The following is a 21972-nucleotide window of genomic DNA, read 5'->3' as shown; positions in this document are numbered from 1 at the left end:
GACGAGCTGGGGCCGGCCTCGGGTTAGACCAGCGGGTCCGCGGGCTCCGCGGTGGTGGCCACGAGCGCCGCGCCCGCGGCGACGACCGAGGCGAGGAGCGCGCGGGCCACCTCGCCGACCATCGCGTCGTCGGGCGAGAACTCGGGGTGGTGCAGGCCGGGGCCCTCGCCCGGGGTGGACCCGGCCGGGGTCGTGCCCACGAACAGCATCAACGACGGCAGCACGTCACCGTAGTGCGAGAAGTCGTCCGCGCCGCAGGATCGGAACGTGGTGTCGAGCACCAGGCCGGTCGGCTCCCCCGCGCCGTCCGCGTCCCCGCTGCGGCCGCCGTGACCGTTGGCGTTGCCGCCGGCCCGGTCATCGCGGCGGCGCCCGCCGAGCGAGGCCGCGACCGTGCGGGCCAGCGCGTCGTCGTTGACCACGGCCGGCTCGTTCGGCACCACGGTGAGCGTGGCGGTGCACCCGTAGGCCGTGGCCGTGCCCTCCACGACGTCGCGAACCGCGGCGAGCATCTCGTCCCGGTCGGCGTCGAGAGCCCGGACGGTGCCGCGCGCCGACGCGGTCTCGGGGACGACGTTGGGCGCCGACCCCGCGGTCATCTGCCCGATGGTGATCACACCGGCGGCCATCGGGTCGACCCGCCGGGACACGATGTGGTGCACGCCGGAGACGATCTCGGCGAGGGCGAGCACGGCGTCGCGCGTGCGGTGGGGGTAGCCGCCGTGCCCGCCGCGCCCGTGCACCTCGATCTCGATCTCGTCGGCCGAGGCGTTCACCGGGCCACCGCGCACCGAGACCGTGCCGCGCGGCAGCTCGGGCTGGACGTGCACGCCGAGCATCGCCCCCACCCGGTGGGCGACGAAGGCGGGGTCGGCGGCCACGTCCGCGGCGCCGGAGGGGGCCTTCTCCTCGCGCGGCTGGAAGACCGCGAGCAGCGGCGCGGGCAGCGCGTCGGCGCCGGCCCGTCCGATCGCCCGCACCACGGCGACCAGCGCCGCGACGTGCACGTCGTGCCCGCACACGTGCGCGGCGGCGCCGGTGGCGCTGAACGGCAGACCGGTGCGCTCCACGACGGGCAGGGCGTCGAGCTCGGCGCGCACCGCCACCGCCGGCGTCCCCTCCTCGGCGGGGGCGCCGAGCCGCACCATCGCCCCGGTGTCGGCCACCGGGTCGGGGGTCCGCCCGTCCGGCACCACATCCGCGAGCGCGCCGAGCACGAGGTCGCGGCTGTCGGCCTCGTCCCCGGACAGGCGGGGGTCGCGGTGCAGCGCGTGTCGGAGCGCCACGGCCGCGTCGAGCTCCTCCTCGAGCGCGGCGTGCAGCGCCGGGGCGACACGGGGCGGGGTCGCGGGCTGTGGGGTCGCAGGCTGGGGCCGACTCACGCCGGCATCCGCCCGTAGACCCGGCGCGCGTTGTCGGTCCCGATCATGGTGGCCACCCGTTCGGCGTCAGCGGGCGCGAGCTCGTCCGTCGCGCAGAGGTGCTCCAATAGACCACCCAGCGCCGAACGGAAGCGCAGCGCCCCCAGCAGGTGCAGCTCGGGCAGCCCGAACGCGTCCGAGGAGTAGAGGACCTTCCCGAAGGGCGCGAGCTCGAGCAGCTCGCCGACCACGGTGGCGGCGCGGGGGCCGACGTAGGGCACGGCCAGGCCGACGTCGACGTGCACGCCGGCGAACACCTGCGCGAGCCACGCCGCCTCCCGGTGGTACGGGTAGCAGTGCAGCAGCATCAGCGGCACTCCCAGCGGCTCGACCAGGCGGGCCAGGCCGACGAGCAGGGCCGGGTTGGCGCGGTGCAGGTCCTCGTCCCGGTCGCCGAACCCCGTGTGCATCTGCAGCGGCAGCCCGGTGTCCAGGCCGGCCCAGAGGCCGTGGCGCAGGAGCACGGGGTCGCGCAGCGGCTCGCCGGTCTCCGCGCGGCGCCGCAGCCACCCGTCGGCCGCCTTCGTGACCTCCGCGGCCTCCGGGCGGGTCGGGTCGACGTCGAGGCCCGCCCGGTAGGCCAGGACGCTCTTGGTGGCGACGGGCGTCGGGACGGCCCCGGGGTCGGTGCGCGCGACGACGGCGTCGCGGACGGCGTCGCCGTAGCCGGCGGCGTCGACGCCCGCGTCCGCGACGGCCTCGCCCACCGCCTCGAGCCGGACGACCTCGCCCACCGCCGCGCCCGCCGCCACCCCGAGGGCGGACGGGGCGAGCAGGCCGCCGGCCGCGAAGCCGTGGTCGACGAACACCGCGCCCACCCCGGCCCCGCCGAGGAACCGGCGGGTCACCTCGTCGGGCCCGAGCTCGGCGCGGCGGGCCAGGTAGTCGTCGGGGTCCGCGTGGGCGGGCAGGTCGAGCGCCGGCGCGCACCACCGGCGCACCGAGAACCCCAGCGCCGAGTCGAAGCCGCTCGTGCCCGGCGCGGGCGCGGCACCCTCGGTGAGCAACGCCTCGAAGCCCGCCCGGTCGAGCGGACCCGCGACGACGCTGTGGCAGTGGTGGTCGATCAGCCGGACCCCGTCCAGGAAGCTGATCGGCCCCGCCGGCACCAGCCCGGCGCTGACCAGGCTTCCGCTCAGGCTCCCGCTCACCGGTGACTCCCTCGACGCCGCCGGTCCCTGTCTACCGGAGTAGCTCACTTCCGGCGCACGGTTGCGACGCACTCGACGTGATGGGTCATCGGGAACGCGTCGAACGCACGCAGCGCGTCCAGCCGGTAGCCGTGCTCGGCCATCGCGGCGACGTCGCGGGCGAGCGCCGCCGGGTCGCAGGCGACGAGGACGATCCGCTCGGCACCCTGCTCGGCGAGCCGGCCGGCCAGGCCGCGGCCCAGTCCCTTGCGCGGCGGGTCGGCGACGACCACCGCGGGCGGCCCGGGCAGCCCGTTGAGGACCTTCTCCACCCGACCCCGCACCACCTGCACCGCCGGCAGGTCGGCGAGGCAACGCCCCGCCGCCGCGGTGGCCGCGGGGTCGCTCTCGACGAGCACCACGCGACCCTCCGGTCCGACGCGCTCGGCCAGCGGGGCCGCGATGAGCCCGGCGCCGCCGTAGAGGTCCCAGGCGCACGCGCCCGGCGCGAGATCGCCAACACCCTCGAGCACCGCGGCGACCACCGCGTCCGCGGCGTGCGGGTGGACCTGCCAGAACGCCTCCGCGGGCAGGTCCCACTCGCGGCCGGCGGCCTGCTCGTGGGCGGTGCCGCTGCCCAGGGCGGGGTGCCGGACGCCCTCGAACAGCTCCGTGGCGTGCACCTCGCCCGCGGCGTCCCGGACGATCTCGACCTCCGCGGTCGGCGTCCACTCCCGCTCCAGCACGGGCAGCAGCGCCCCCGGCGCGGCGATCGGGCAGTCGCCGACCGGGAGCACCTCGTGGCTGCGGTGCGCCCGCAGGCCCGCCCGCCCGTCGTCGGTGACCGCCATCCGCATCCGGGTGCGCCAGTCCAGGGACCCGCCGGGCAGCTCCTCGACGGTGACCTCGCGCTCGATCCCGGCCAGTCGCGAGAGCTGCTCGGCGATGACGACCGCCTTGAGGTCGCGCTGCAGGGCCGGCTCGGCGTGCTGCCAGTCGCAGCCGCCGCAGCCGCCGGGCCCCGCCCACGGGCAGGGCGGCTCGACGCGCTGCGGCGACGCGACGAGCACGGCGACCGCGTCGGCGCGGCAGAACGAGCCGCCGGCGTCCTCGGTGACCGCGGCCCGCACCCGCTCGCCGGGCAGTGCGTGGCGCACGAAGACCACCCGGCCCTCGTGCCGCGCGACGCAGTGACCCCCGTGCGCGACCGCCCCGACGTCGAGCTCGAGCAGCTGGTCGGTCCAGTCGGTGACGGCGGGCTCCACGGCGGGCTCCGCGGTCCCCTCGACGGGCGCGCTCATCGCGGCCGCGCCGGCGTCTCGTCGCGCCCGCCCCCGGTGCGCGGGCGGGACGGCGAGCGTCCCTCCGTCGCGGGGCTCGGCGTCGGTGTCGGGGCGGGGTCGACCGGTACCGCGGGCCCGCCGGCACCGGGCGGGGGCTCGTAGCCGCGGCGCGCCGATCCCGGGGCGCCGGGGGGACGGCGGGCCGCCGCCCGCTTCGAGGACTCGAGCTGCCACGGCACGCTGACCACCATCACCCCGGGTTGGAAGAGCAGGCGGCCCTTGAGCCGCAGGGCGCTCTGGTTGTGGAGCAGCTGCTCCCACCAGCGCCCGAGCACGTACTCGGGGATGAAGACGGTGACCACGTCCCGTGGGTTGTCGGTCCGGATGCGCTTGACGTACTGCAGGATGGGCTTGGTGATCTCGCGGTAGGGCGACTCGACGACCTTGAGCGGCACCGGGATGTCACGGTGCTCCCACTGCGCCACCAGCGCCCGGGTGTCGGCGTCGTCGACGTTGACCGTCAGCGCCTCCAGCACGTCCGGGCGGGTCGCGCGGGCGTAGGCCACCGCCCGCAGCGTCGGCATGTGCAGCTGCGAGACGAGCACGATCGCGTGGTTGCGGCTGGGCAGCGTGCTGGTCATGACCTCCGGGGCGGCGATCTCCTCCGCGACCCGGTCGTAGTGGCGCCGGATCGAGAGCATCAGGAGGAACGCGAGGACCCCGGCGACGATGGCGATCCACGCGCCGACCAGGAACTTCGTCACCAGTACGACGAGCAGCACCGTGCCCGTCATCGCCGTGCCGAAGCCCGAGACCCAGCGGGAGCGCCGCAGCCGGGTGCGCTCGGTCGCGTCCCTCTCGGTGCCCAGCAGGCGCGTCCAGTGCCGCACCATGCCGGTCTGGCTCAGGGTGAACGAGACGAAGACGCCGACGGTGTAGAGCGGGATCAGCGCGGTGACCTCGGCGCCGAAGCCCACCACCAGCACGACGGCGAAGAACGCCAGGAACAGGATGCCGTTCGAGAACGCCAGCCGGTCGCCCCGCGTGTGCAGCTGGCGGGGCAGGTAGCGGTCCTGCGCGAGGATCGAGCCGAGCACGGGGAAGCCGTTGAACGCGGTGTTGGCGGCGAGCACGAGGATCAGCGCCGTGAAGATCGTCACCGCCCAGAAGCCGGGCGGGAAGCCGTCGAAGACCGTCCGCGCGAGCTGCGCGACCAGCGTCTCCTGCCGGTAGTCGGCCGGTGCACCGACGAGCTGGTCGCCCGGCCGCTCGGCCATGACCACGCCCGACGCGCGGGCCAGGGCGATCATTCCGGAGAACAGGAACACCGAGATCAGCCCGAGCATGGCCAGGGTGGTCGCAGCGTTGCGCGACTTGGGCTTGCGGAACGCCGGCACCCCGTTGCTGATGGCCTCGACGCCGGTCAGAGCCGCGCAGCCCTGGGTGAACGAACGCAGGACGAGGAAGACGAGCGCCAGCTGGGTGAGGTCGTCGGTGGAGTCACCGCCGCCCTCGGGCAGCACCCCGAACCCGGCGCTCGGGGCGACCAGGGTGTCGCCGGAGGCGAGCCGGACGACGCCGACGACGATCATCCCGACCATGCAGACGATGAAGCAGTAGGTCGGGATCGCGAACGTCGCGCCCGACTCCCGGACGCCGCGCAGATTGATGGCGGTGAGGACGACGATGGCCGCCACCGCGAAGAGCACCTTGTGGTCGCCGACGAACGGCACGAGCGCGCCGAGGTTGTCCGCGGCCGACGACACCGACACGGCCACCGTGAGCGTGTAGTCGACGAGCAGGGCGCTGGCCACGGTCAGCCCGGCGTACTTGCCGAGGTTCACCGTCGCGATCTCGTAGTCCCCGCCGCCGGACGGATAGGCGTGCACGTTCTGGCGGTAGCTCACGATGACCGTGCCGAGCACGAGGATCACCGCCGCGCCCACCCAGGGCGAGAGCGCGTAGGCCCCCAGCCCGGCCAGCGACAGGGTGATCAGCACCTCCTGCGGCGCGTAGGCCACCGACGACAGGGCGTCGGAGGCGAACACGGGCAGGGCGATCCGCTTGCGCAACAGCGTGCCCTGCAGCTCGTCGCTGCGGAACGGCAGGCCGAGCAGCAGGCGCTTGGTCGCCGTGGCGAGCTTGGACACGTGAGGAGCGTAGGCGCGTACACACCCACCAGCGCATCGGTGGGTACGCCGTCGGGGGAGATACGGTGCGCACCGCCCGTCCGGGGAGGTACCGGCGCGGCCGAGCGAAGATCGGGAGGCGGCGTGCACATCGTCGTGATGGGCTGCGGGCGCGTGGGGTCCTCCCTCGCGCTGGCCCTGGAGCGGCTGGGCCACGGCGTGGCCGTGGTCGACCGCGACGCCCAGGCGTTCCGCCGCCTCGGCAGCGACTTCCACGGCCAGGAGGTGGTGGGGACCGGCTTCGACCGCGAGACGCTGACGGCCGCGGGCATCCACCGCGCCGAGGCGTTCGCGGCGGTCTCCTCCGGGGACAACTCGAACATCATCGCCGCGCGCGTGGCCCGCGAGACCTTCGGCGTCTCCCACGTCGTCGCCCGCATCTACGACGCCAAGCGCGCCGCGGTCTACGAGCGCCTCGGCATCCCCACCGTGGCCACCGTGCCGTGGACCACCGACCGCTTCCTGCGGATGCTGCTGCCCGACGGCGTGGCGACGGCCTGGCGCGACCCGTCGGGCACCGTCGCGATCATGCAGGTGCACTTCCACGAGGACTGGGCCGGCCGGCCGGTCACCGAGCTCGAGGAGGCCACGGGCAGCCGCGTCGCCTTCATCGTCCGGTTCGGCACCGGCGTGCTCACCACGCCGGAGACGGTCCTGCAGGCGGAGGATGTCGTGTACACGGCCGCGGTCAGCGGCACGGTCGCCGCGGTCACCGCCGCCGCGGCGGCGTCGCCGGAGAGGGGCGAGCAGTGAGGGGCGTCCCCGGGAGGTACGACCGATGCGCGTGACCGTGGCCGGCGCCGGGGCGGTGGGCCGCTCGATCGCCGCCGAGCTCGTCGAGGCCGAGCACGAGGTGATGCTCATCGAGCGCGACCTCACCCACGTGGAGCCCGAGGCCGTCCCGCAGGCCGAGTGGGTGCACGCCGACGCCTGCGAGCTCGCCTCTCTCGAGGAGGCCCGCATGCAGGGCTGCGACGTCGTCATCGCGGCGACCGGCGACGACAAGGTCAACCTCGTCGTCTCGCTGCTCGCGAAGACCGAGTTCGCCGTGCGCCGCGTCGTCGCCCGCGTGAACGACCCGCGCAACGAGTGGCTGTTCACCGACGCCTGGGGCGTCGACGTGGCCGTGTCCACCCCGCGCATGCTCGCGGCGATGGTCGAGGAGGCCGTCTCGGTCGGCGACCTCGTGCGCCTGATGACGCTGCGCCAGGGCACGGCGAACCTCGTCGAGGTCACCCTGCCGCCCAACACCCCGCTGGCCGGGCGCGCCGTGCGCGAGGTGCCCCTGCCCCGCGAGGCCGCCCTCGTCGCCATCCTGCGCGGCGGCCGCGTGATCGTCCCCCAGCCGGACGACCCGATCGAGCCGGGCGATGAACTGATGTTCGTCGCCGCCGAGGACCTCGAGGACGAGATCCAGCGGGTCCTCAAGGGCGAGCCGGAAGCGAGTTAGCGGGCCCGTCGGGAGTGGGGCCGGTCCTGGGGCTCGACCTCCTGGGGCCGTGCCTCCGACCGGCGGCTGCGCCGGACCGCCCACACCGTGACCGCGGCCGCGACGGCGGCCAGCGGCACGCCCATCGCGATGCGGACCCAGCCCAGCCAGGTGTCGGCGTAGACCGAGTCGTAGAGCCAGCGCTGGACGACGAAGCGCGCGCCGAACACGACGACCCAGGCCAGCGACGCGATGTCGAACGCACGGCGCACCGCGACGTCCCGGCGCCACGCCTGGCCCTCGCCGTTGACGAGGTGCCAGATGACCCCGACCAGGGGCCGCCGGACGATCACCGACAGCAGGAAGACGCCGCCGTAGATCAGGCTCGTCCAGATGCCGAGCAGGAAGAAGCCCTTGGCCTCGCCCGTGCGCCAGGCGATGAACGCGCAGACCGCGACCCCGAGCAGGCCCGACAGGGCGGGCTGGACCGCCTCGCCACGCGCGAGCCGCCAGCCGGCCACCAGGAGCGCGGACGCGACCGCCGCGACGATCGATGCGACGAGGTTGCCGGCGACGGCCTGGGCCACGACGAACACGACCACCGGCACGCCGGAGGCCACGATCCCCGGGATCCCGCCCATCTGGTCGAGGAGCGTGGGGTTGCGGGGCTCGGGGGCGTCGTCGGGATCGGGGTCGGGATCGAGGTCCGGCTCGTGGGCGACCTCGTCCCGGACCACCGGCGTGCCCAGCGCCTCGGTCTCCGGCTCCCGGCGGCGCGGGGCGCCCACGCCGCGGACGGGCCCCGTCGGGGCGTCGAGCGGGTCGGATTCTGAGGAGCGCGTCTCGGGTCGGATGGCGGTCTCCCGGAGGACGGCGGACGGCCCGGGCGGGGCGGCCCGCACCGGCCGGCGGCCGGTGGGACCACGGTACTCAGTGCGTCCGCTGGAGCTCGTAGTACGGGTTGTAGATGACCTTCCGGCCGTCACGCACGGCCACCCGCCCGCTGGCGCGCACGGTGCGGCCCGGCTCGATGCCCGGGATCCGCCGGCGTCCCAGCCACACGAGGGTCACGCCGTCGGTGCCGTCGAAGAGCTCGGCCTCCAGCGTGGCCACCGAGCCGCGTGGACAGATCTCCACCGAGCGCAGGCGGCCCTTGACGGTCACCGCCTCGCCCGTGCTCGAGTCGCAGGCCCGGTTGCACCCTGACCGGACGGCCTCGGCGGACAGGTCGTCCGCATCGAGGTCGCCGACGTCGGAGGTGAGCCGACGGACCATGCGTCGCAGGAATCCGCTCTCGGCGCTCATGACCGCTCCTGTGCCGTCACCGCGGACGTCGCCTCGATCGGGCGCCGTCGGCCGCGGACTGATCCCGAGAATAGTCCTGTCGTGTGCGATCGGTCGCCCTTGTCCGGCAGGTCACGACCTGCTCAGCTGCGACCCGGTGAGGTGCCCGCCCCGGCCCGCTGCGGCAGCATCATCGGGATCACCGGGCCCTCGGGCCGGGTGATCTGCCGGGGCTTCGTGGGCATCGACTCGACCAGCGAGTCGGCGAACTCCTCCGGCACGTCCTCGGGCACGTCGAGCGGCAGCAGCGAGCGCACCGGCAACGCGTCCGACGAGCGGACGACCACCGTGCCGCGGAGCATCTCGCGCAGGAGTCCGTGCAGCTTGAGGGCGTGCTGGACCGGCCCGGTGCCGACACCGCGCAGCATCCACCGGGGTCCCTCGACGCCGATGACGCGCGCCACGGTGGTGCCGTTGCGGGCCACGAGCTCGCGGCCCCACTCCCCGCGGTCGCGCCGGATCGTCGCGCCCTCGGACTGGAGCTGGGCGGCGAGCTCCTCGACCAGCTCGGGCCAGAGGCCCCCGGTGCGCGGCGCGGCGAAGGCGCTGACCGTCAGCCGGCCCTCGGGGACCATCGCGTGCACCGCCCGCAGCGGGCCGGAGGGGTCGGGCTCGGCCTTGAGGCGGGCCCCCCGCGGCACGGGCAGCTGCACCGAGCCGAGGTCCAGGCGCAGGCGGCCGTCGCGCGGCGCCTCCTCGGCGTCCCACGGGCCCTGTCGCTGGTGGTGACGGCGCCCCGCGGGATCGGCGGCGACGCCGACCTGGGCCACCCGCCCCGCGCGCTGCCGGTGACGCCCGCCCCGCACGTCCTCGCTCACCGCTGGTCTCCTTCCGTACGACGTCCCCCGCCGGCGACCCCGGTCGATCCGAAGCCGCCCTCCCCCCGGGCCGACGGCGCGTGCGCGGCCAGGGCCTCGACGTCGTCGACGCCCTCGAGGACCCGGAACACCGTCTCCTCCACCCGCTGGACGACGAGCTGGGCGACGCGGTCGCCGCGTCGCAGGCTCACCGTGCGGGCCGGGTCGTGGTTGACCAGGCACACCTTGACCTCGCCGCGGTACCCGGCGTCGATCGTCCCGGGCGCGTTGAGCAGCCCGATGCCCTCGCGGACGGCGAGCCCCGAGCGGGGCATCACGAACGCCGCGTAGCCCTCGGGGAGCACCAGCGCGAGCCCGGTGCCCACGAGGGCGCGCTCGCCGGGGGCGAGGGTCACGTCGTGGGCGGCTGCCAGATCCATGCCGGCGTCGCCGGGACGGGCCTGCGCCGGCACGGGGAGCCCGGGATCGAGGCGGACGAGGTCGACCTGCACCACGGCGCGCGAGACTACTCTGGGTGTCGTGAGCTCCCCACGGCCCTCACCGGGATCCGACGCGGGCCCCGGAGACGGGGCCGACCACGACGAGCGCCTCACGGTGCCGTGGTGGTGGTGGCCGCCGGCGCTGCTGATCGCGGTGCTCCTGGCGGCCGAGCTGCACATGGGCTACCCCGGCGTCCGCTCCTGGCTGCCCTACGTGCTCCTGCTGCCGCTGGCCGTGGCCGTGCTGATCTGGTTGGGCCGCGTGCGTGTCGGGGTCGGCACGCCGTCGGGAGGGGCCGATCGGGCGGCGCGCGAGCTGCGCGCCGGCGTGGCCCATCTCCCGGTGTCGCTGGTCGGACGGGTCGACGTGGTCACCGGCGAGGCCAAGCGGGAGGCACTCGGCCCCCAGCTCGACCCGCAGGCGTTCGTCCTGCACCGTCCCTGGGTGGGGCCCGTCGTCCGGATCGAGGTGCTCGACCCGGACGACCCCACCCCCTACTGGGTCATCTCCACCCGTCGTCCGGAGCACCTGATCGCGGCGCTCCGGTGATCACGCCGCCACCGCGACGGCGCGGGGCGTCAGCGCGACGTAGGAGCGCTGACGACCCGGACCGTGGAGCGGTTAGGCCGCGCAGTCGCGGCAGATGAAGAGGCCTCCTCGCTGGTCGGCGAGGCGGCTGCGGTGATGGACGAGGAAACAGCTTCCACAGGTGAACTCGTCAGCCTGCTTGGGCAGTACGCGGACCGTCAGTTCCTCGCCGGAGAGGTCGGCCCCGGGGAGCTCGAAGCTCTCTGCGGTGTCGGTCTCGTCGACGTCGACGGCGGCGGACTGCGCTTCGTTGCGCCGGGCCTTGAGCTCCTCGAGGGAGTCCTCACCCATCTCGTCGGTCTCGTTGCGGCGCGGGGCGTCGTAGTCGGTCGCCATGCGGTTCCCACCCTCGGTCTTGCCCGGTTGCTGCCCGGAGATATCTCTGTCGTGCGGCAGCACAACGCGGGAGGACGGCCGTTTGTGCCGGACCGGGAAAGTGACCCGGGTCTCACCGGGTGACCCGGCGCGGACGAACGCGACGTCCGCGCAGAGGCTGCGGAGCGGCGGGAGGGTAACCCACGGGACCCCACCCGGTCAGCCGACCCCGGTGTCAGCGGCGCGGCGGAACGGACACGACCCGGCAACCCGCGGGTCACGGCCCCTCGCCACCGGCCAACCACCGGCCCCGCCACGCCGGGCCGCGGCCGGGGTCCCGCGCGGATGGGGACCACTACTCTGATCCCGACGCGACGGGCCGAGGTCTCCCGCCGCGGTCGGGCGGGAAGGGGCGTCGGTGGTCAGCACGTTCAAGGAGGGCGCGTCCCGCGTCCGCGACGTCTACCGGCGGCGCAACATGGTGCCGGCCACGGTGCTGGTGGCCGTGCTCGCGGTGGCGAGCATCGTCACCTGGACCATCGTGTTCACCAACTCGACGGCGGGCTCGGTGACGTCGTGCAACGCCTCGCCGGTGGCGGGGGCGGGCGCGCCGCAGGCGTCCGACGCGCTGGACGACCAGCAGGCCGCCGCGCCCGGGGACGTGCGCGTGAAGGTCCTCAACGGTGCCGGCCAGCGCGGGCAGGCCCAGCTGGCGGCCGCCGAGCTCGGCGAGCTCGGCATCGCCGAGGCGGCCCCGCCCGACAACGACCCCTTCTACCCCGCGCAGGACCTCTCGTGCGTCGGCCAGATCCGCTACGGGCCCGAGGGCGCCTCCGCGGCGCGCACGCTGAGCCTCGTGGTGCCGTGCGCCGAGCTCGTGTCCGACCGGCGCGCCGGCGGCGAGGTGGACCTGGCGCTGGGCGACGACTTCCGCGACATCTCGCCCGGCCAGCCCGTCACCGAGGCCCTGCGGGCGCTGGGCCGCCAGACGGCCACCGACGGCTCGGGCGCCCCGGCCCCGATGCCCGACGACGCCACGTTGACCGCGCTGCGCTCGGTCGACTGCAGCTCCTAGATCCCCGCTCGATCCCCGCTAGATCCCGCCGGCGCCCTCGGCGGCGAGCAGCGCGACGAGCGCGGCCACGATCCCGGGTGTGGCGGCGACCGTCGCCTCGTCCCCCAGACCGTCGTGGCCCGGACCGTCGTGGCCCAGACCGTCCTCGCTGCGGCCCGGCAGGCGCACGACCGCCCCGGCCTCCTCGGCGATCAGCGACCCGGCCGCGACGTCCCAGCGCTGCAGACCGTGCTCGTAGAAGCCGTCGAGCCACCCCGCGGCCACGGCGCAGAGGTCGAGCGAGGCACACCCGGTGCGGCGCACGTCCCCGATCGACGTCGCGATCCGGGCGAGCACCGCCGCCTGGCGCCCGCGGCGGGCCGGGTCGTAGTTCAGCCCCGTCCCGACGACGCCGAGACGCAGGTCCTCCAGCGCCGAGGCCCGCAGCGGCGCGTCGTCGCGGAACGCGCCGTGGCCCCGCGCCGCGCGCCACACGCGCCCCGAGACCGGTTCCACGACGGCGCCGGCGACGACGACACCGTCCACCTCGGCGCCGATCGAGACCGAGAACCAGGGCAGGCCGTGGGTGTAGTTCACGGTGCCGTCGATGGGGTCGACGATCCACCGGACCTGGCCCGGGGCCGGCGTGCCGCTGGTGCCGCCCTCCTCGCCCAGCACGAGGTCATCGGGACGGGCGGCGGCCAGGCGCTCGCGGACCAGGGCCTCGCAGGCCCGGTCGCCCTCGGTGACGACGTCGGTGGCCGAGCTCTTCGTGTCCAGCCGGCCGGGGTCGGCGACCGCCCGCTCGCGCACCGTGAGGGCCAGGGCGGCCGTCTCGCGGGCGATCGTCACGGCGAGGTCCTCGAGCACCTCCGCGCGCACCGGGGAGTCCATGAGGAGCATCCGACCACACGCAGGTGGCCGTCCGGCGACGCCCGGACCACGGGCCGGGGGCCCTCGCGGACGCCCCGAATCGATCCCGTGACCGGCCGCCACGAGGACTCGTCCGCCGCCGGACCTGTGAGGTGCGACGGACTCGCCGGACGCTCGTTACAATGGATGGTGAGCCGAGGCGGTACACCCGGGGGACGGGAACCTTGGCGTGCCCTCCCCCATCTCCGGGTGGCCCTCCGGCGGCCCGGCCCGTCGATCCCACCGCCGTGCAGCCGTTCGTCACGAAAGGTCGTCTGTGGCAGCCGCAAAGTCCGCAACCCGACGCCGCGTCTCCGACGCCGCCGACCCCGCCGAGGCCCCTGCGGGCCCGGTCGGTGTGGTCGCGGCTCCGGAGGGTGCGGAGGCGCCCGCGACGGCCCCTGCGAAGAAGGCCACCCGCTCCGCCAAGGGCGCCAAGAAGGCCGCCCCGGCCAAGGGCAAGGGCGCGGCGAAGGCCGACGCACCCGAGGGTGCGGAGGACGCCGACGGCGCCGCCGACGAGCCCGAGGGCGCCGACCTCGAGGGCCTCGAGGGCACCGAGCTCGAGGCCGCCGCCTCGGAGCTCACCGAGGACGTCGTCGTGCTCGGGGCCGAGGTCGTCGAGGCCACCGAGGTCGAGACCGAGGAGCCCTCGGAGGAGGACAAGAAGTCCGGCGACTTCGTCTGGGACGAGGAGGAGTCCGAGGCGCTGCGCCAGGCGCGCAAGGACGCCGAGCTCACCGCCTCGGCCGACTCGGTCCGCGCCTACCTCAAGCAGATCGGCAAGGTCGCCCTCCTCAACGCCGAGGAGGAGGTCGAGCTGGCCAAGCGCATCGAGGCCGGCCTCTACGCCTCCGAGCGGCTGCGCAAGGTCGCCGAGGCCCAGCAGGAGCTCGCGACGCAGATGCGGCGCGACCTGCGGTGGATCGTCCGTGACGGCGAGCGCGCCAAGTCCCACCTGCTCGAGGCGAACCTCCGCCTCGTCGTCTCGCTCGCCAAGCGCTACACCGGCCGCGGTATGGCGTTCCTGGACCTGATCCAGGAGGGCAACCTCGGTCTCATCCGTGCGGTCGAGAAGTTCGACTACACCAAGGGCTACAAGTTCTCCACCTACGCGACGTGGTGGATCCGCCAGGCCATCACCCGCGCGATGGCCGACCAGGCCCGCACCATCCGCATCCCGGTGCACATGGTCGAGGTCATCAACAAGCTCGGCCGCATCCAGCGTGAGCTGCTCCAGGACCTGGGCCGCGAGCCCACCCCGGAAGAGCTGGCCAAGGAAATGGACATCACCCCGGACAAGGTGCTGGAGATCCAGCAGTACGCCCGGGAGCCCATCTCGCTCGACCAGACGATCGGCGACGAGGGCGACTCGCAGCTCGGTGACTTCATCGAGGACTCCGAGGCCGTGGTGGCCGTCGACGCGGTGTCCTTCACGCTGCTCCAGGACCAGCTGCAGTCGGTCCTCGCGACGCTCTCCGAGCGCGAGGCCGGCGTGGTCCGCCTGCGCTTCGGCCTCACCGACGGCCAGCCGCGCACCCTCGACGAGATCGGCCAGGTCTACGGCGTGACGCGCGAGCGCATCCGCCAGATCGAGTCGAAGACGATGTCGAAGCTGCGTCACCCGTCGCGCTCGCAGGTCCTGCGCGACTACCTGGACTGAGTCCCACCGCGCCCGACCTCGTCGTCCGCACCGACGAGGTCGAGGGCTCGGGGGCCTCAGATGTCGGGGCCTCAGACGTCGTTCCGGGGCTCCGCCGGGTCGGCGAGCCCCCGCCGCGCGGCGCGCACGGTGCGCGTGCCACCGTTGACGAGCGCGCGGCGCCACGGGGGAACCCCCTCGATCTCGACCTCCAGCGAGAAGCTCAGGAAGGTCCGGATCACCACGATCAGCCCGAGGACGGCCACGTTCTCGAGGCTGGGCTCGATCGCGATCGTCCGGACGAGGTCGGCGGCGACGAGCACCTCGACGCCGAGCAGCAGCGTGCCGCCGAAGGTCTCCCGCAGGGCGAGGAACGCACGGTGACCGGCGCGGCGGCGGACCCAGATCCACCCGGCCAGCACGAGCGACCACGCGAGACCGGCGAGCAGCAGCGCCACGGCGACGACCTCGAACACCTGGGCGACCCGTTCCATGACGTGGACGAACGTCGTGCCTGTCGTCACTGCTCCCCCCACCACCGACATGCCGCCAGCGAACCCGGTCGAGAGGGCCGGTGTCCCGGGCCGGGCGGCGCCGGCGGACCCGGGCCGGTGGGGGCCTCCCTGAGGTCCGATGGTCCCTTCCGGGTCCCCGGGCCGCCCCCGACCGTCGGGTCCGCGGAGCACGGCGCCCGGGAAAGCACGGTGGCACGGCCCCATGGTCACCGCGACCCTCCCACAGGACGACACCGGCGCGACCCTGACCCGGTTCGACCACATCCGCGGAGATCGCTACGCCGAGATCTTCCTCGTCGGCGGTGACCCCGCCGCCGAGCTCGTCGCCGCGATCCAGCACACCCAGGGGCGCAACAGCCCCACGGGGACCGGGGACACCGGCCCGCAGGCGCTGCTGGAACGGCTCGACCTCGACGCGCTGGCGCGCGAGCACGGCGCGCTCCCCGCCGTCCTCAACGGGCCGCGCCTGTGGTGCCTGGACCGGATCGGACGTCATGGTCGGGGCGGAACGGGACTTCCAAGGTCTGCGGGCGAGAGCGCGGCCGATCCGGGCTCGCGCCCTGGAGTCCCCGCGGAGCCGGAGGTTCCGCAGCGTCGTGCTCGACGAGAACCTGGTCCTGACCCCGCACGACGGCCTCGCCCGGATCACCCAGGACGAGCTCGGCAACACCGACGACCGCGTCGGCGGCCCCTTCAGCAACGTCGTGCCCTGACGCGCGACGCACCGCCCGGCGCCCGGCCGGCGCGCGTCCGGCCCTGATCATGGGACCGTCCGGTCGATGGTCGTCGGCGGTGCCGCGTTCCTACACTCCGGCGGTGACCTCCGCCGGTGTCAGTCGCTCGCCCCAGGGCGGGCTCGCCGAGGTCCTGGACCTGATCCTGGACAAGGGGCTGGTCATCGACGCCTTCGCCAAGGTGTCGTTGATCGGCATCGAGATCGTCACCATCGACGCGCGCATCGTCGTGGCCAGCGTCGACACCTACCTGCGCTTCGCCGAGGCCACCAACCGTCTCGACCTGCACGCGAAGGGCGGCATGGGCCTCGACGAGCTGCCCAAGAAGATGACCGAGGGCGTCACCCACGGCGCCGCGAAGGGGATCACCAAGGGCGTCCTCGACGCCGGCCAGGAGAAGTGGCGGGAGTTCCGCGGGAAGCGCTGAGCCCCCGACGAGCTCCCGTGCCCGGCTGGGATGCTGGCGGCGTGCAACCCGATCCCGCCGCCGACGGCCTGCCCGCCCCCGATCCCGCCGAGGTCCACCGCCGCTCGGTGGCCCTGATCCAGGGCATGGACTCGGGCGACCTCCAGGCCGTCGGCGCCCTCCTCGGCGAGCTGGCCGGGCCCGAGGAGTTCGCCGCGCAGGTCATCAGCCTCGCGAGCCTCGCCCGCCTCCTACTCGACCAGCGCGACGACACGGCCCCGGGGTCCGACGACGCGCGGGCCGCGGTGCTGCACGAGCTGGCCGGCGTGCTCACCGCCGCCGAGGGCGGCTGATCCCCATCGGGTGACGCCGCGCGGCGTCGTGCAGGATCGGGGGGTGAGTGCCGCGAGGGATCTGCCGCCGGAACCGGAGACGCAGCATCCAGGGGAGCACGCCGAGAGGGGCGCTCGTCCCTCAGGACCGGATGACGAGCCCACCGTCGCCGAGGACGCCGCGCTGGCACGGGAGCTCGCCGAGGCCACCGGCGAGCTGCTGATGACGTTGCGCGACGACACGTCGACGGGCCGCGAGCGGGAGTACCGCGGCGACGCCGAGGCGCACGACTACCTGATCGGCGCGCTCGCCCGCCATCGGCCCGCGGACGCGGTGCTCTCCGAGGAGGGCACCCAGGACCCGGCCCCACGCCGCGGGGCGCACCGGCTCTGGATCATCGACCCGCTGGACGGCTCGAGCGGCTACGGCCGCGGCGGGGACGAGTGGGGGGTGCACGTCGCGCTCGTGGTCGACGGCACGCTGGTCGCCGGCGCGGTCGCCCTGCCCGCCCGTGGCGAGCTCGTCGACTCCGCCACCGTCCGGCCGCTGCCCGACACCCCCGTCGATCCCGAGGCCGGGCTGTCGGTCACCGTCAGCCGCTCACGGCCCCCGATGGAGCTCCGCCGGCTCGCGGCCGCGTTCCCGGTGCGCACGGTCGCGATGTCCGCGGCGGGCGTGAAGACCCTCGCTGTCGTCGACGGCCTCGTCGACGCCTACCTGCACTCGGGCGGGCAGTACGAGTGGGACAACGCGGCGCCGGCCGCGGTCGCCGAGGGCGCGGGCGTGCGCGTCACCCGCCTCGACGGGTCCCCGCTGCCCTTCGGCGCCGACGACCCCTACTCCCCCGACCTGCTCATCGCCCGCCCGGCCGCGCACGAGGCGATCCTGGACGTCCTACTCGGCCGCTAGTAGCGCCAGCGCCAGGCCGCGAGGACGTCCTCGGGCTCGCGCTCGGCCGCCCACGCGGCGTCCGCGCGCCGGACCGCGAGGAACGCCCCGAGCCGCTCGGCGCCCAGCGCCTCGGTGACCCGGGGACACGCGAGCAGCGCGGCCTCCTGGTCGGCCTGGGTGGTGGGCAGCTTCTCGACGCCCGCGGCGGCCCGCTCCTTCTTCTTCCAGGTGCCGGGGTCCGCGGCGATCGGGGACGGCGGGACGAGGTTCTCCTCGACGCCGGCCACGCCGGAGGTCAGCAGCGCGGTGAGGGCGAGGTAGGGGTTGGCCGAGGCGTCGGAGACCTTGAGCTCGACGTTGGCGTGGTCGGCCCCGAGCAGCGGCGAGCCCACGACGTAGCGGACGGGGGCCTCGCGATTCTCGATGCCCCAGAAGCCGAAGGCGCCCGCGAAGAAGCCCGGCCGCAGCCGCGCCATGGAGCCGATCGAGGGCGCGGTGACGGCCGCGAGCGCGGGCAGGTCGCGCAGGAGGCCCGCGATGTAGCCGCTGCCGGCCGTGCCGGGTCCCTCGGGACCTCCGGCGAGCAGGTTGACGCCGTCGCGCCACAGCGAGCTGTGGACGTGCCAGCCGTTGCCCGCGAGCTGCAGCGACGGCAGCGGCGCGAAGCTGATGCGCAGTCCGTGGCGTGCGGCGGCGGCCAGGACGGTCTGGCGGGCCAGGAGCTGCTCGTCGGCGGCCCGGACCGGGTCGGTGGCGCCGAGCGACAGCTCGACCTGCCCCGGCCCGTACTCGGCGTGGAACTGCCCGATGCGCAGCCCGTTGGCCTCGGCGTCACGCAGGAGGTCCGTGGCGAACGCGTCGATCTCGAGCAGGCCGTGGGGGCTGTACGCCGGACCGCGGTAGGCGGGCACCACGGCGCCGTCCGGGCTCGGCGCCGAGACCGCGAACTCCATCTCGTAGCCGACCAGGGCGGTGTAACCGCGCTCGGCGAGCCCGTCGACCGTCGCCGCCAGCAGGGAGCGCTGGTCCCACGGCCACGGCGCGCCGTCCACGTCGACCTGGGTGCCCGGGGCCCACGCCATGCCCGGCTGGCCCGCGAGCGGCGTCAGGCGGTCGAGGTCGGGCACGAGGCGCACGTCGCCCGAGGGGGTCTCGCGGCCCGGCGCGCCGTATTGGATGCCGTCGTTCGTGTCGAAGACCGCGAACACGGTGCTCACGCCGATGCCGGTGTCGGCGACCTGGGGCAGTGACGCCACAGGCACCGTCCGGGACCGCGGGATGCCGTTGTTGTCGCACCAGACGACGGTGACGCCCGCGACGCCCACGCCCCGCAGCTGTTCGACGAGCTCGCTCGCCCGCTCCGCCGTGTCGCCCACCGCAGTCTCCTGTCACCGTCCCGGTGTGGTGGCCACAGGCTAGTGGGCGACCCCGACAGCCCCGCCGTGACCGGCGGGGGCGGCGGCCCCCGTCACCACTCGTCGCTCGAGATCGACTCACCAACGGGTGGTTGTCGCCCCTACCCCGGAACGAACGGTTCTCCACCTCCGATGAGCGGTTCGTGACGGATGACAAAGCGGCGCGTGAACACGAGCGGTCGCGGGCAGCGTCTGACACAGTGGAGGGACGGTCGCACGACCGGATCTCGCGGGCCCGGGACGAGAGTCTCGGACCCCGACGGAGGGAGATGACGATGCCCGGCACCCTGACCCGGCCAGAACTCACCGCCTCGGACCGCTGCGACCGCTGCGGTGCAGCGGCCAAGGTCCGCGCCGTACTGCCCTCCGGTGGAGAACTCCTCTTCTGCGGGCACCACGCCCGGGCCCACGAGGCCAAGTTGAAGGAGCTGTCGGTGGACGTCCAGGCCGGTGAGAGCGCATGACGGCCCGCTGACCAGCGACTTCGTCGCAGAAGACCACAGCCGCAGATCGAAACCACGACGGGCGAGGACCTCAGGGTCCTCGCCCGTCGTCGTGTGCGGGGTGGGACCTCGTGCGCCGACTGCCGTCGGCGGCTCCCCGACCGGCACGGGCGGCCGCCCCCGCACCGCGATCATGCTGTCCGATCCGTCGTCGGAGGAACCGGGCGACCGGTCCGCGTTCCCGGTCCAGCCACTTCGCTCCGCGCCCGCTCCGTCCGGCGCCGCCAGGTTCGTCGGCATCGTGACGCTCCGGTGAACACCGTGACGCGGGGATGTCGGACCGCGACGGCCGCGACAGCGCTTGCTCACCACAGAGTGTGATGTGTACCACAGGTTAAGGATCAGACACTCTGCGTAGAGATCAGCGCCAGGATCGCAGGGTCGCGATGCGCTCCTCGATCTGCTCGAGCGACGCCATGGGCGTCGCGGGCCCCCCGCAGTACTTCCGCAGATCGCCGTGGATGGCCCCGTGCGGCTTGCCGGTGCGGTGGTGGTGCGCGGCGACGAGGGCGTTGAGCTCGCGCCGGAGCTCCTTGAGCCGCTCGGCCACACCGACGTCGCGGCGGAACTCGCGGACCGGCGACGGGGACGGCTCCGGGGCCGACGTCGCGGGTGCGGCCGACTCCTCCTCCCGGTCGAGCTGCTCGCTCTGGCGACGCCGCAGGAGCGCCCGCACCTGGTCGGGCTCGAGGAGCCCGGGCAGCCCGAGGTAGTCCTGCTCCTCGGCCGAGCCCACGCCGGCCGCCGTGCCGAAGGACGACCCGTCGTAGATCAGCTGGTCGAGCTCGGCCTCGGCGGACAGGGACTCGAACGCCTTCTCCTGCTCGCCCGGCTCGTCCTCGGTGCGGTTGGCCGCCTCGAGGAGGTCGTCCTCCCAGCCCTCCTTCGGCCGGTGGGGCTGGCCGAGGACGTGGTCGCGCTGCACCTCGAGCTCGCTGGCCAGCGTGAGCAACGACGGCACGCTCGGGAGGAAGACGCTCGCGGTCTCCCCGGGCCGCCGCGACCGGACGAAGCGGCCGACGGCCTGGGCGAAGAACAACGGCGTCGAGGCGCTGGTGGCGTAGACGCCGACGGCCAGCCGCGGGACGTCGACGCCCTCGGACACCATGCGGACGGCGACGAGCCAGCGCTCGTTCGTGCGCCCGAACTCCGCGATGCGCCCGGAGGCCTTCGGGTCGTCCGAGAGCACGACGACGGGCTCCTCGCCCGCGATGCGGCGCAGCAGCGCCGCGTAGGCCTTGGCCGTGGTGTGGTCGGTGGCGATGACGAGCCCGCCGGCGTCGGGGACGCCCCCGCCGCGCAGCTGCGTCAGGCGGGTGTCGGCGGCCTGCAGGACGGCCGGCATCCACTCGCCCTTGGGGTCCAGCGCGGTCTTCCAGGCGCGGGCGTTCTGCTCGGCGGTGAGGGGCTCGCCGAGCCGGGCGGTCATCTCCTCGCCCGCGCTGGTGCGCCAGCTCGCCTGGCCCGAGTACGCGAGGAAGACGACCGGTCGGACGACCCCGTCGGCCAGCGCGTCGGCGTAGCCGTAGGAGTGGTCGGCGCGCGAGCGCAGCACGCCCACGCTGTCGGGCTCGTAGGCGATGAACGGGATCGGGTTGTCGTCGGACCGGAAGGGCGTCCCGGTCAGCGCCAGGCGGCGCGTCGCGCCCGCGAACGCCTCGCGCGTCGCCTCGCCCCAGGACTTGGCGTCGCCCGCGTGGTGGATCTCGTCGAAGATCACCAGGGTGCGCCGGCCCTCGGTGCGGTTCATGTGCAGCACGGGGTGGGCGGCGACCTGCGCGTAGGTCACGGCGACACCGCGGAAGTCGGTCGACGTGCGCCCGACGGCGTTGGAGAACTCGGGGTCGATCGCGAGGCCCGCGGCACCGGCGGCCTCGGCCCACTGGTGCTTGAGGTGCTCGGTGGGACAGACGATCGTGACCGTGTCGACCGAGCGGTCGCCCAGCAGCTCGGCCGCCACCTTCAGGGCGAACGTGGTCTTGCCCGCGCCGGGCGTCGCGACCGCCAGGAAGTCCTTGGGGCGGTCGGTGAGGTACCGGGTCAGCGCACGGCGCTGCCAGGTGCGCAGCGGCCGTGCCGCCGCCGTCTCCGTACTGGTCGGGCTACCGGTCGTACGGGTGGTCAAGGGCCCTCCGGGCAGACGTCGGACGGGGACGGCGGCGGCCCGGTGATCGGGCGGCCGTCGGAGAGGTCCGCAGGGACCTACTCGCCGTCGTCGCCGGGCCGCATCTTGCTGAAGATCTCCTTGCACGCCGGGCAGACGGGCGAGCCCGGCTTGGGCGAGCGCGTGACCGGGAAGGTCTCGCCACAGAGGGCCACCACCATCGACCCGGTGACCGCCGACTCGGCGACCTTGTTCTTCCGGACGTAGTGGAACATCTTCGGGTCGTCGTCACCCGTGCGGTCGGTCCCCTGGGGCCGGGTGTCGGGAAGCACGGTGGTCTGGCTCATGGGCTCCATGATGCCCCACGACCCCGACGGTGGGGGCACGCCGGGAGGCCCGTTGCCCACAGTCCCCGGCCGCCCGGGGGCGGATCGCACCAAACGGCACCCACACCGCCGACGGTGCT

The 21972-nt window shown here is 74.7% G+C and carries 23 protein-coding genes; 9 read left to right on the top strand and 14 right to left on the bottom strand.

Annotation, left to right across the window (positions count from 1 at the left end):
• Positions 1-23: 23 nt before the first annotated feature.
• From PH189_RS13375 to PH189_RS13360, 4 genes are read right to left on the bottom strand one after another with little or no spacing between them, the layout of a single operon-like run.
• Positions 24-1382 (bottom strand): M20 metallopeptidase family protein, encoded by a 1359-nt coding sequence (locus PH189_RS13375; protein WP_274189281.1) that lies wholly within the window; start codon positions 1380-1382, stop codon positions 24-26.
• A complete protein-coding gene (locus tag PH189_RS13370; RefSeq protein WP_274189280.1) occupies positions 1379-2572 on the bottom strand; it encodes an amidohydrolase family protein in 1194 nt (397 codons plus the stop codon). Before PH189_RS13370 ends, PH189_RS13375 begins: the two co-directional genes overlap by 4 nt.
• A 44-nt stretch (positions 2573-2616) precedes the next feature.
• Positions 2617-3852 (bottom strand): class I SAM-dependent RNA methyltransferase, encoded by a 1236-nt coding sequence (locus PH189_RS13365; protein WP_274189279.1) that lies wholly within the window; start codon positions 3850-3852, stop codon positions 2617-2619.
• Positions 3849-5984 (bottom strand): APC family permease, encoded by a 2136-nt coding sequence (locus tag PH189_RS13360; protein ID WP_274189278.1) that lies wholly within the window; start codon positions 5982-5984, stop codon positions 3849-3851. Before PH189_RS13360 ends, PH189_RS13365 begins: the two co-directional genes overlap by 4 nt.
• A 123-nt stretch (positions 5985-6107) precedes the next feature.
• On the opposite strand from PH189_RS13360, the gene PH189_RS13355 reads away from it, so the two are divergent.
• On the top strand, positions 6108-6776 hold the full coding sequence (locus PH189_RS13355) for a potassium channel family protein (protein ID WP_274189277.1): 669 nt from the start codon (positions 6108-6110) through the stop codon (positions 6774-6776).
• A gap of 25 nt (positions 6777-6801) precedes the next feature.
• Positions 6802-7473 (top strand): potassium channel family protein, encoded by a 672-nt coding sequence (locus PH189_RS13350; protein ID WP_274189276.1) that lies wholly within the window; start codon positions 6802-6804, stop codon positions 7471-7473.
• On the opposite strand, the gene PH189_RS13345 is transcribed toward PH189_RS13350, so the two are convergent.
• The 4 genes from PH189_RS13345 to dut all read right to left on the bottom strand — a co-directional run bounded on the left by PH189_RS13345 (position 7470) and on the right by dut (position 10108).
• Positions 7470-8240 (bottom strand): DUF3159 domain-containing protein, encoded by a 771-nt coding sequence (locus tag PH189_RS13345; protein ID WP_274189275.1) that lies wholly within the window; start codon positions 8238-8240, stop codon positions 7470-7472. The two genes, PH189_RS13350 and PH189_RS13345, sit on opposite strands and share 4 nt — an antisense overlap.
• A 142-nt stretch (positions 8241-8382) precedes the next feature.
• Positions 8383-8757 (bottom strand): OB-fold nucleic acid binding domain-containing protein, encoded by a 375-nt coding sequence (locus tag PH189_RS13340; protein ID WP_274189274.1) that lies wholly within the window; start codon positions 8755-8757, stop codon positions 8383-8385.
• 122 nt (positions 8758-8879) lie between these two features.
• The gene (locus PH189_RS13335; protein WP_274189273.1) at positions 8880-9614 is read right to left on the bottom strand and encodes a DUF3710 domain-containing protein; all 735 of its coding nucleotides are present in this window, start codon (positions 9612-9614) and stop codon (positions 8880-8882) included.
• A complete protein-coding gene (dut, locus tag PH189_RS13330) occupies positions 9611-10108 on the bottom strand; it encodes a dUTP diphosphatase (protein ID WP_274189272.1) in 498 nt (165 codons plus the stop codon). The genes PH189_RS13335 and dut overlap by 4 nt, the downstream gene beginning before the upstream one ends.
• 25 nt (positions 10109-10133) lie before the next feature.
• Between dut and PH189_RS13325 the strand changes: the two genes are divergently transcribed.
• A complete protein-coding gene (locus tag PH189_RS13325) occupies positions 10134-10643 on the top strand; it encodes a DUF3093 domain-containing protein (protein ID WP_274189271.1) in 510 nt (169 codons plus the stop codon).
• 72 nt (positions 10644-10715) lie between these two features.
• On the opposite strand, the gene PH189_RS13320 is transcribed toward PH189_RS13325, so the two are convergent.
• Positions 10716-11018: a DUF4193 domain-containing protein gene (locus PH189_RS13320; RefSeq protein WP_133825164.1), complete on the bottom strand. Its 303-nt coding sequence runs from the start codon at positions 11016-11018 to the stop codon at positions 10716-10718.
• A 397-nt stretch (positions 11019-11415) separates the two neighbouring features.
• On the opposite strand from PH189_RS13320, the gene cei reads away from it, so the two are divergent.
• Entirely contained in the window at positions 11416-12072 is a 657-nt protein-coding gene (gene cei, locus PH189_RS13315) for an envelope integrity protein Cei (protein ID WP_274189270.1), read from the top strand.
• 18 nt (positions 12073-12090) lie between these two features.
• Here the strand turns inward: cei and PH189_RS13310 are convergent, their stop codons facing one another.
• Complete coding sequence (locus tag PH189_RS13310; RefSeq protein ID WP_274189269.1) at positions 12091-12945, bottom strand: inositol monophosphatase family protein; 855 nt, start codon at positions 12943-12945, stop codon at positions 12091-12093.
• A gap of 220 nt (positions 12946-13165) precedes the next feature.
• Here PH189_RS13310 and PH189_RS13305 point away from each other — a divergent pair, with 220 nt between their 5' ends.
• Positions 13166-14626 carry an RNA polymerase sigma factor gene (locus tag PH189_RS13305; RefSeq protein WP_274189327.1) on the top strand — a complete coding sequence of 487 codons (1461 nt, stop codon included), beginning with the start codon at positions 13166-13168 and terminating at the stop codon, positions 14624-14626.
• A gap of 71 nt (positions 14627-14697) precedes the next feature.
• Here PH189_RS13305 and PH189_RS13300 read toward each other — a convergent pair whose 3' ends face one another.
• A complete protein-coding gene (locus tag PH189_RS13300) occupies positions 14698-15129 on the bottom strand; it encodes a DUF1622 domain-containing protein (protein WP_274189268.1) in 432 nt (143 codons plus the stop codon).
• Between the two features lie 753 nt (positions 15130-15882).
• Between PH189_RS13300 and gvpJ the strand changes: the two genes are divergently transcribed.
• From gvpJ to PH189_RS13285, 3 genes are read left to right on the top strand one after another with little or no spacing between them, the layout of a single operon-like run.
• Positions 15883-16281 (top strand): gas vesicle protein GvpJ, encoded by a 399-nt coding sequence (gene gvpJ / locus PH189_RS13295; protein ID WP_378014960.1) that lies wholly within the window; start codon positions 15883-15885, stop codon positions 16279-16281.
• Positions 16282-16322: 41 nt separating this feature from the next.
• Positions 16323-16613: a hypothetical protein gene (locus PH189_RS13290; RefSeq protein ID WP_274189266.1), complete on the top strand. Its 291-nt coding sequence runs from the start codon at positions 16323-16325 to the stop codon at positions 16611-16613.
• A 43-nt stretch (positions 16614-16656) separates the two neighbouring features.
• A complete protein-coding gene (locus tag PH189_RS13285; protein WP_274189265.1) occupies positions 16657-17502 on the top strand; it encodes an inositol monophosphatase family protein in 846 nt (281 codons plus the stop codon).
• On the opposite strand, the gene PH189_RS13280 is transcribed toward PH189_RS13285, so the two are convergent.
• Positions 17499-18860, bottom strand: coding sequence for a type I glutamate--ammonia ligase (locus tag PH189_RS13280; protein WP_274189264.1), 1362 nt, complete (start codon positions 18858-18860; stop codon positions 17499-17501). The genes PH189_RS13285 and PH189_RS13280 overlap by 4 nt on opposite strands.
• 308 nt (positions 18861-19168) lie before the next feature.
• Between PH189_RS13280 and PH189_RS13275 the strand changes: the two genes are divergently transcribed.
• A complete protein-coding gene (locus PH189_RS13275; RefSeq protein WP_274189263.1) occupies positions 19169-19363 on the top strand; it encodes a DUF7455 domain-containing protein in 195 nt (64 codons plus the stop codon).
• Between the two features lie 400 nt (positions 19364-19763).
• Here PH189_RS13275 and PH189_RS13270 read toward each other — a convergent pair whose 3' ends face one another.
• Together PH189_RS13270 and PH189_RS13265 are read right to left on the bottom strand one after the other, a co-directional pair.
• A complete protein-coding gene (locus PH189_RS13270; protein ID WP_274189262.1) occupies positions 19764-21527 on the bottom strand; it encodes a DEAD/DEAH box helicase in 1764 nt (587 codons plus the stop codon).
• A 77-nt stretch (positions 21528-21604) separates the two neighbouring features.
• On the bottom strand, positions 21605-21853 hold the full coding sequence (locus PH189_RS13265; protein WP_328308869.1) for a DUF3039 domain-containing protein: 249 nt from the start codon (positions 21851-21853) through the stop codon (positions 21605-21607).
• Between the last annotated feature and the right edge of the window lie 119 nt (positions 21854-21972).

Source organism: Actinomycetospora chibensis (assembly GCF_028737215.1).
Lineage (GTDB): Bacteria > Actinomycetota > Actinomycetes > Mycobacteriales > Pseudonocardiaceae > Actinomycetospora > Actinomycetospora chibensis.
The sequence above is the reverse complement of the archived record's forward strand: the minus strand, read 5'-3'. Positions and strand labels throughout refer to the sequence as shown.

Bases quoted from the DNA above. Each gene is read 5' to 3' on its own strand.
- PH189_RS13365 (WP_274189279.1), bottom strand. From the start codon at position 3,852: ATGAGCGCGCCCGTCGAGGGGACCGCGGAGCCCGCCGTGGAGCCCGCC.
- PH189_RS13350 (WP_274189276.1), top strand. From the start codon at position 6,802: ATGCGCGTGACCGTGGCCGGCGCCGGGGCGGTGGGCCGCTCGATCGCC.
- PH189_RS13340 (WP_274189274.1), bottom strand. From the start codon at position 8,757: ATGAGCGCCGAGAGCGGATTCCTGCGACGCATGGTCCGTCGGCTCACC.
- PH189_RS13320 (WP_133825164.1), bottom strand. From the start codon at position 11,018: ATGGCGACCGACTACGACGCCCCGCGCCGCAACGAGACCGACGAGATG.
- PH189_RS13310 (WP_274189269.1), bottom strand. From the start codon at position 12,945: ATGGACTCCCCGGTGCGCGCGGAGGTGCTCGAGGACCTCGCCGTGACG.
- gvpJ (WP_378014960.1), top strand. From the start codon at position 15,883: ATGGGACCGTCCGGTCGATGGTCGTCGGCGGTGCCGCGTTCCTACACT.
- PH189_RS13275 (WP_274189263.1), top strand. From the start codon at position 19,169: ATGACGATGCCCGGCACCCTGACCCGGCCAGAACTCACCGCCTCGGAC.
- PH189_RS13265 (WP_328308869.1), bottom strand. From the start codon at position 21,853: ATGAGCCAGACCACCGTGCTTCCCGACACCCGGCCCCAGGGGACCGAC.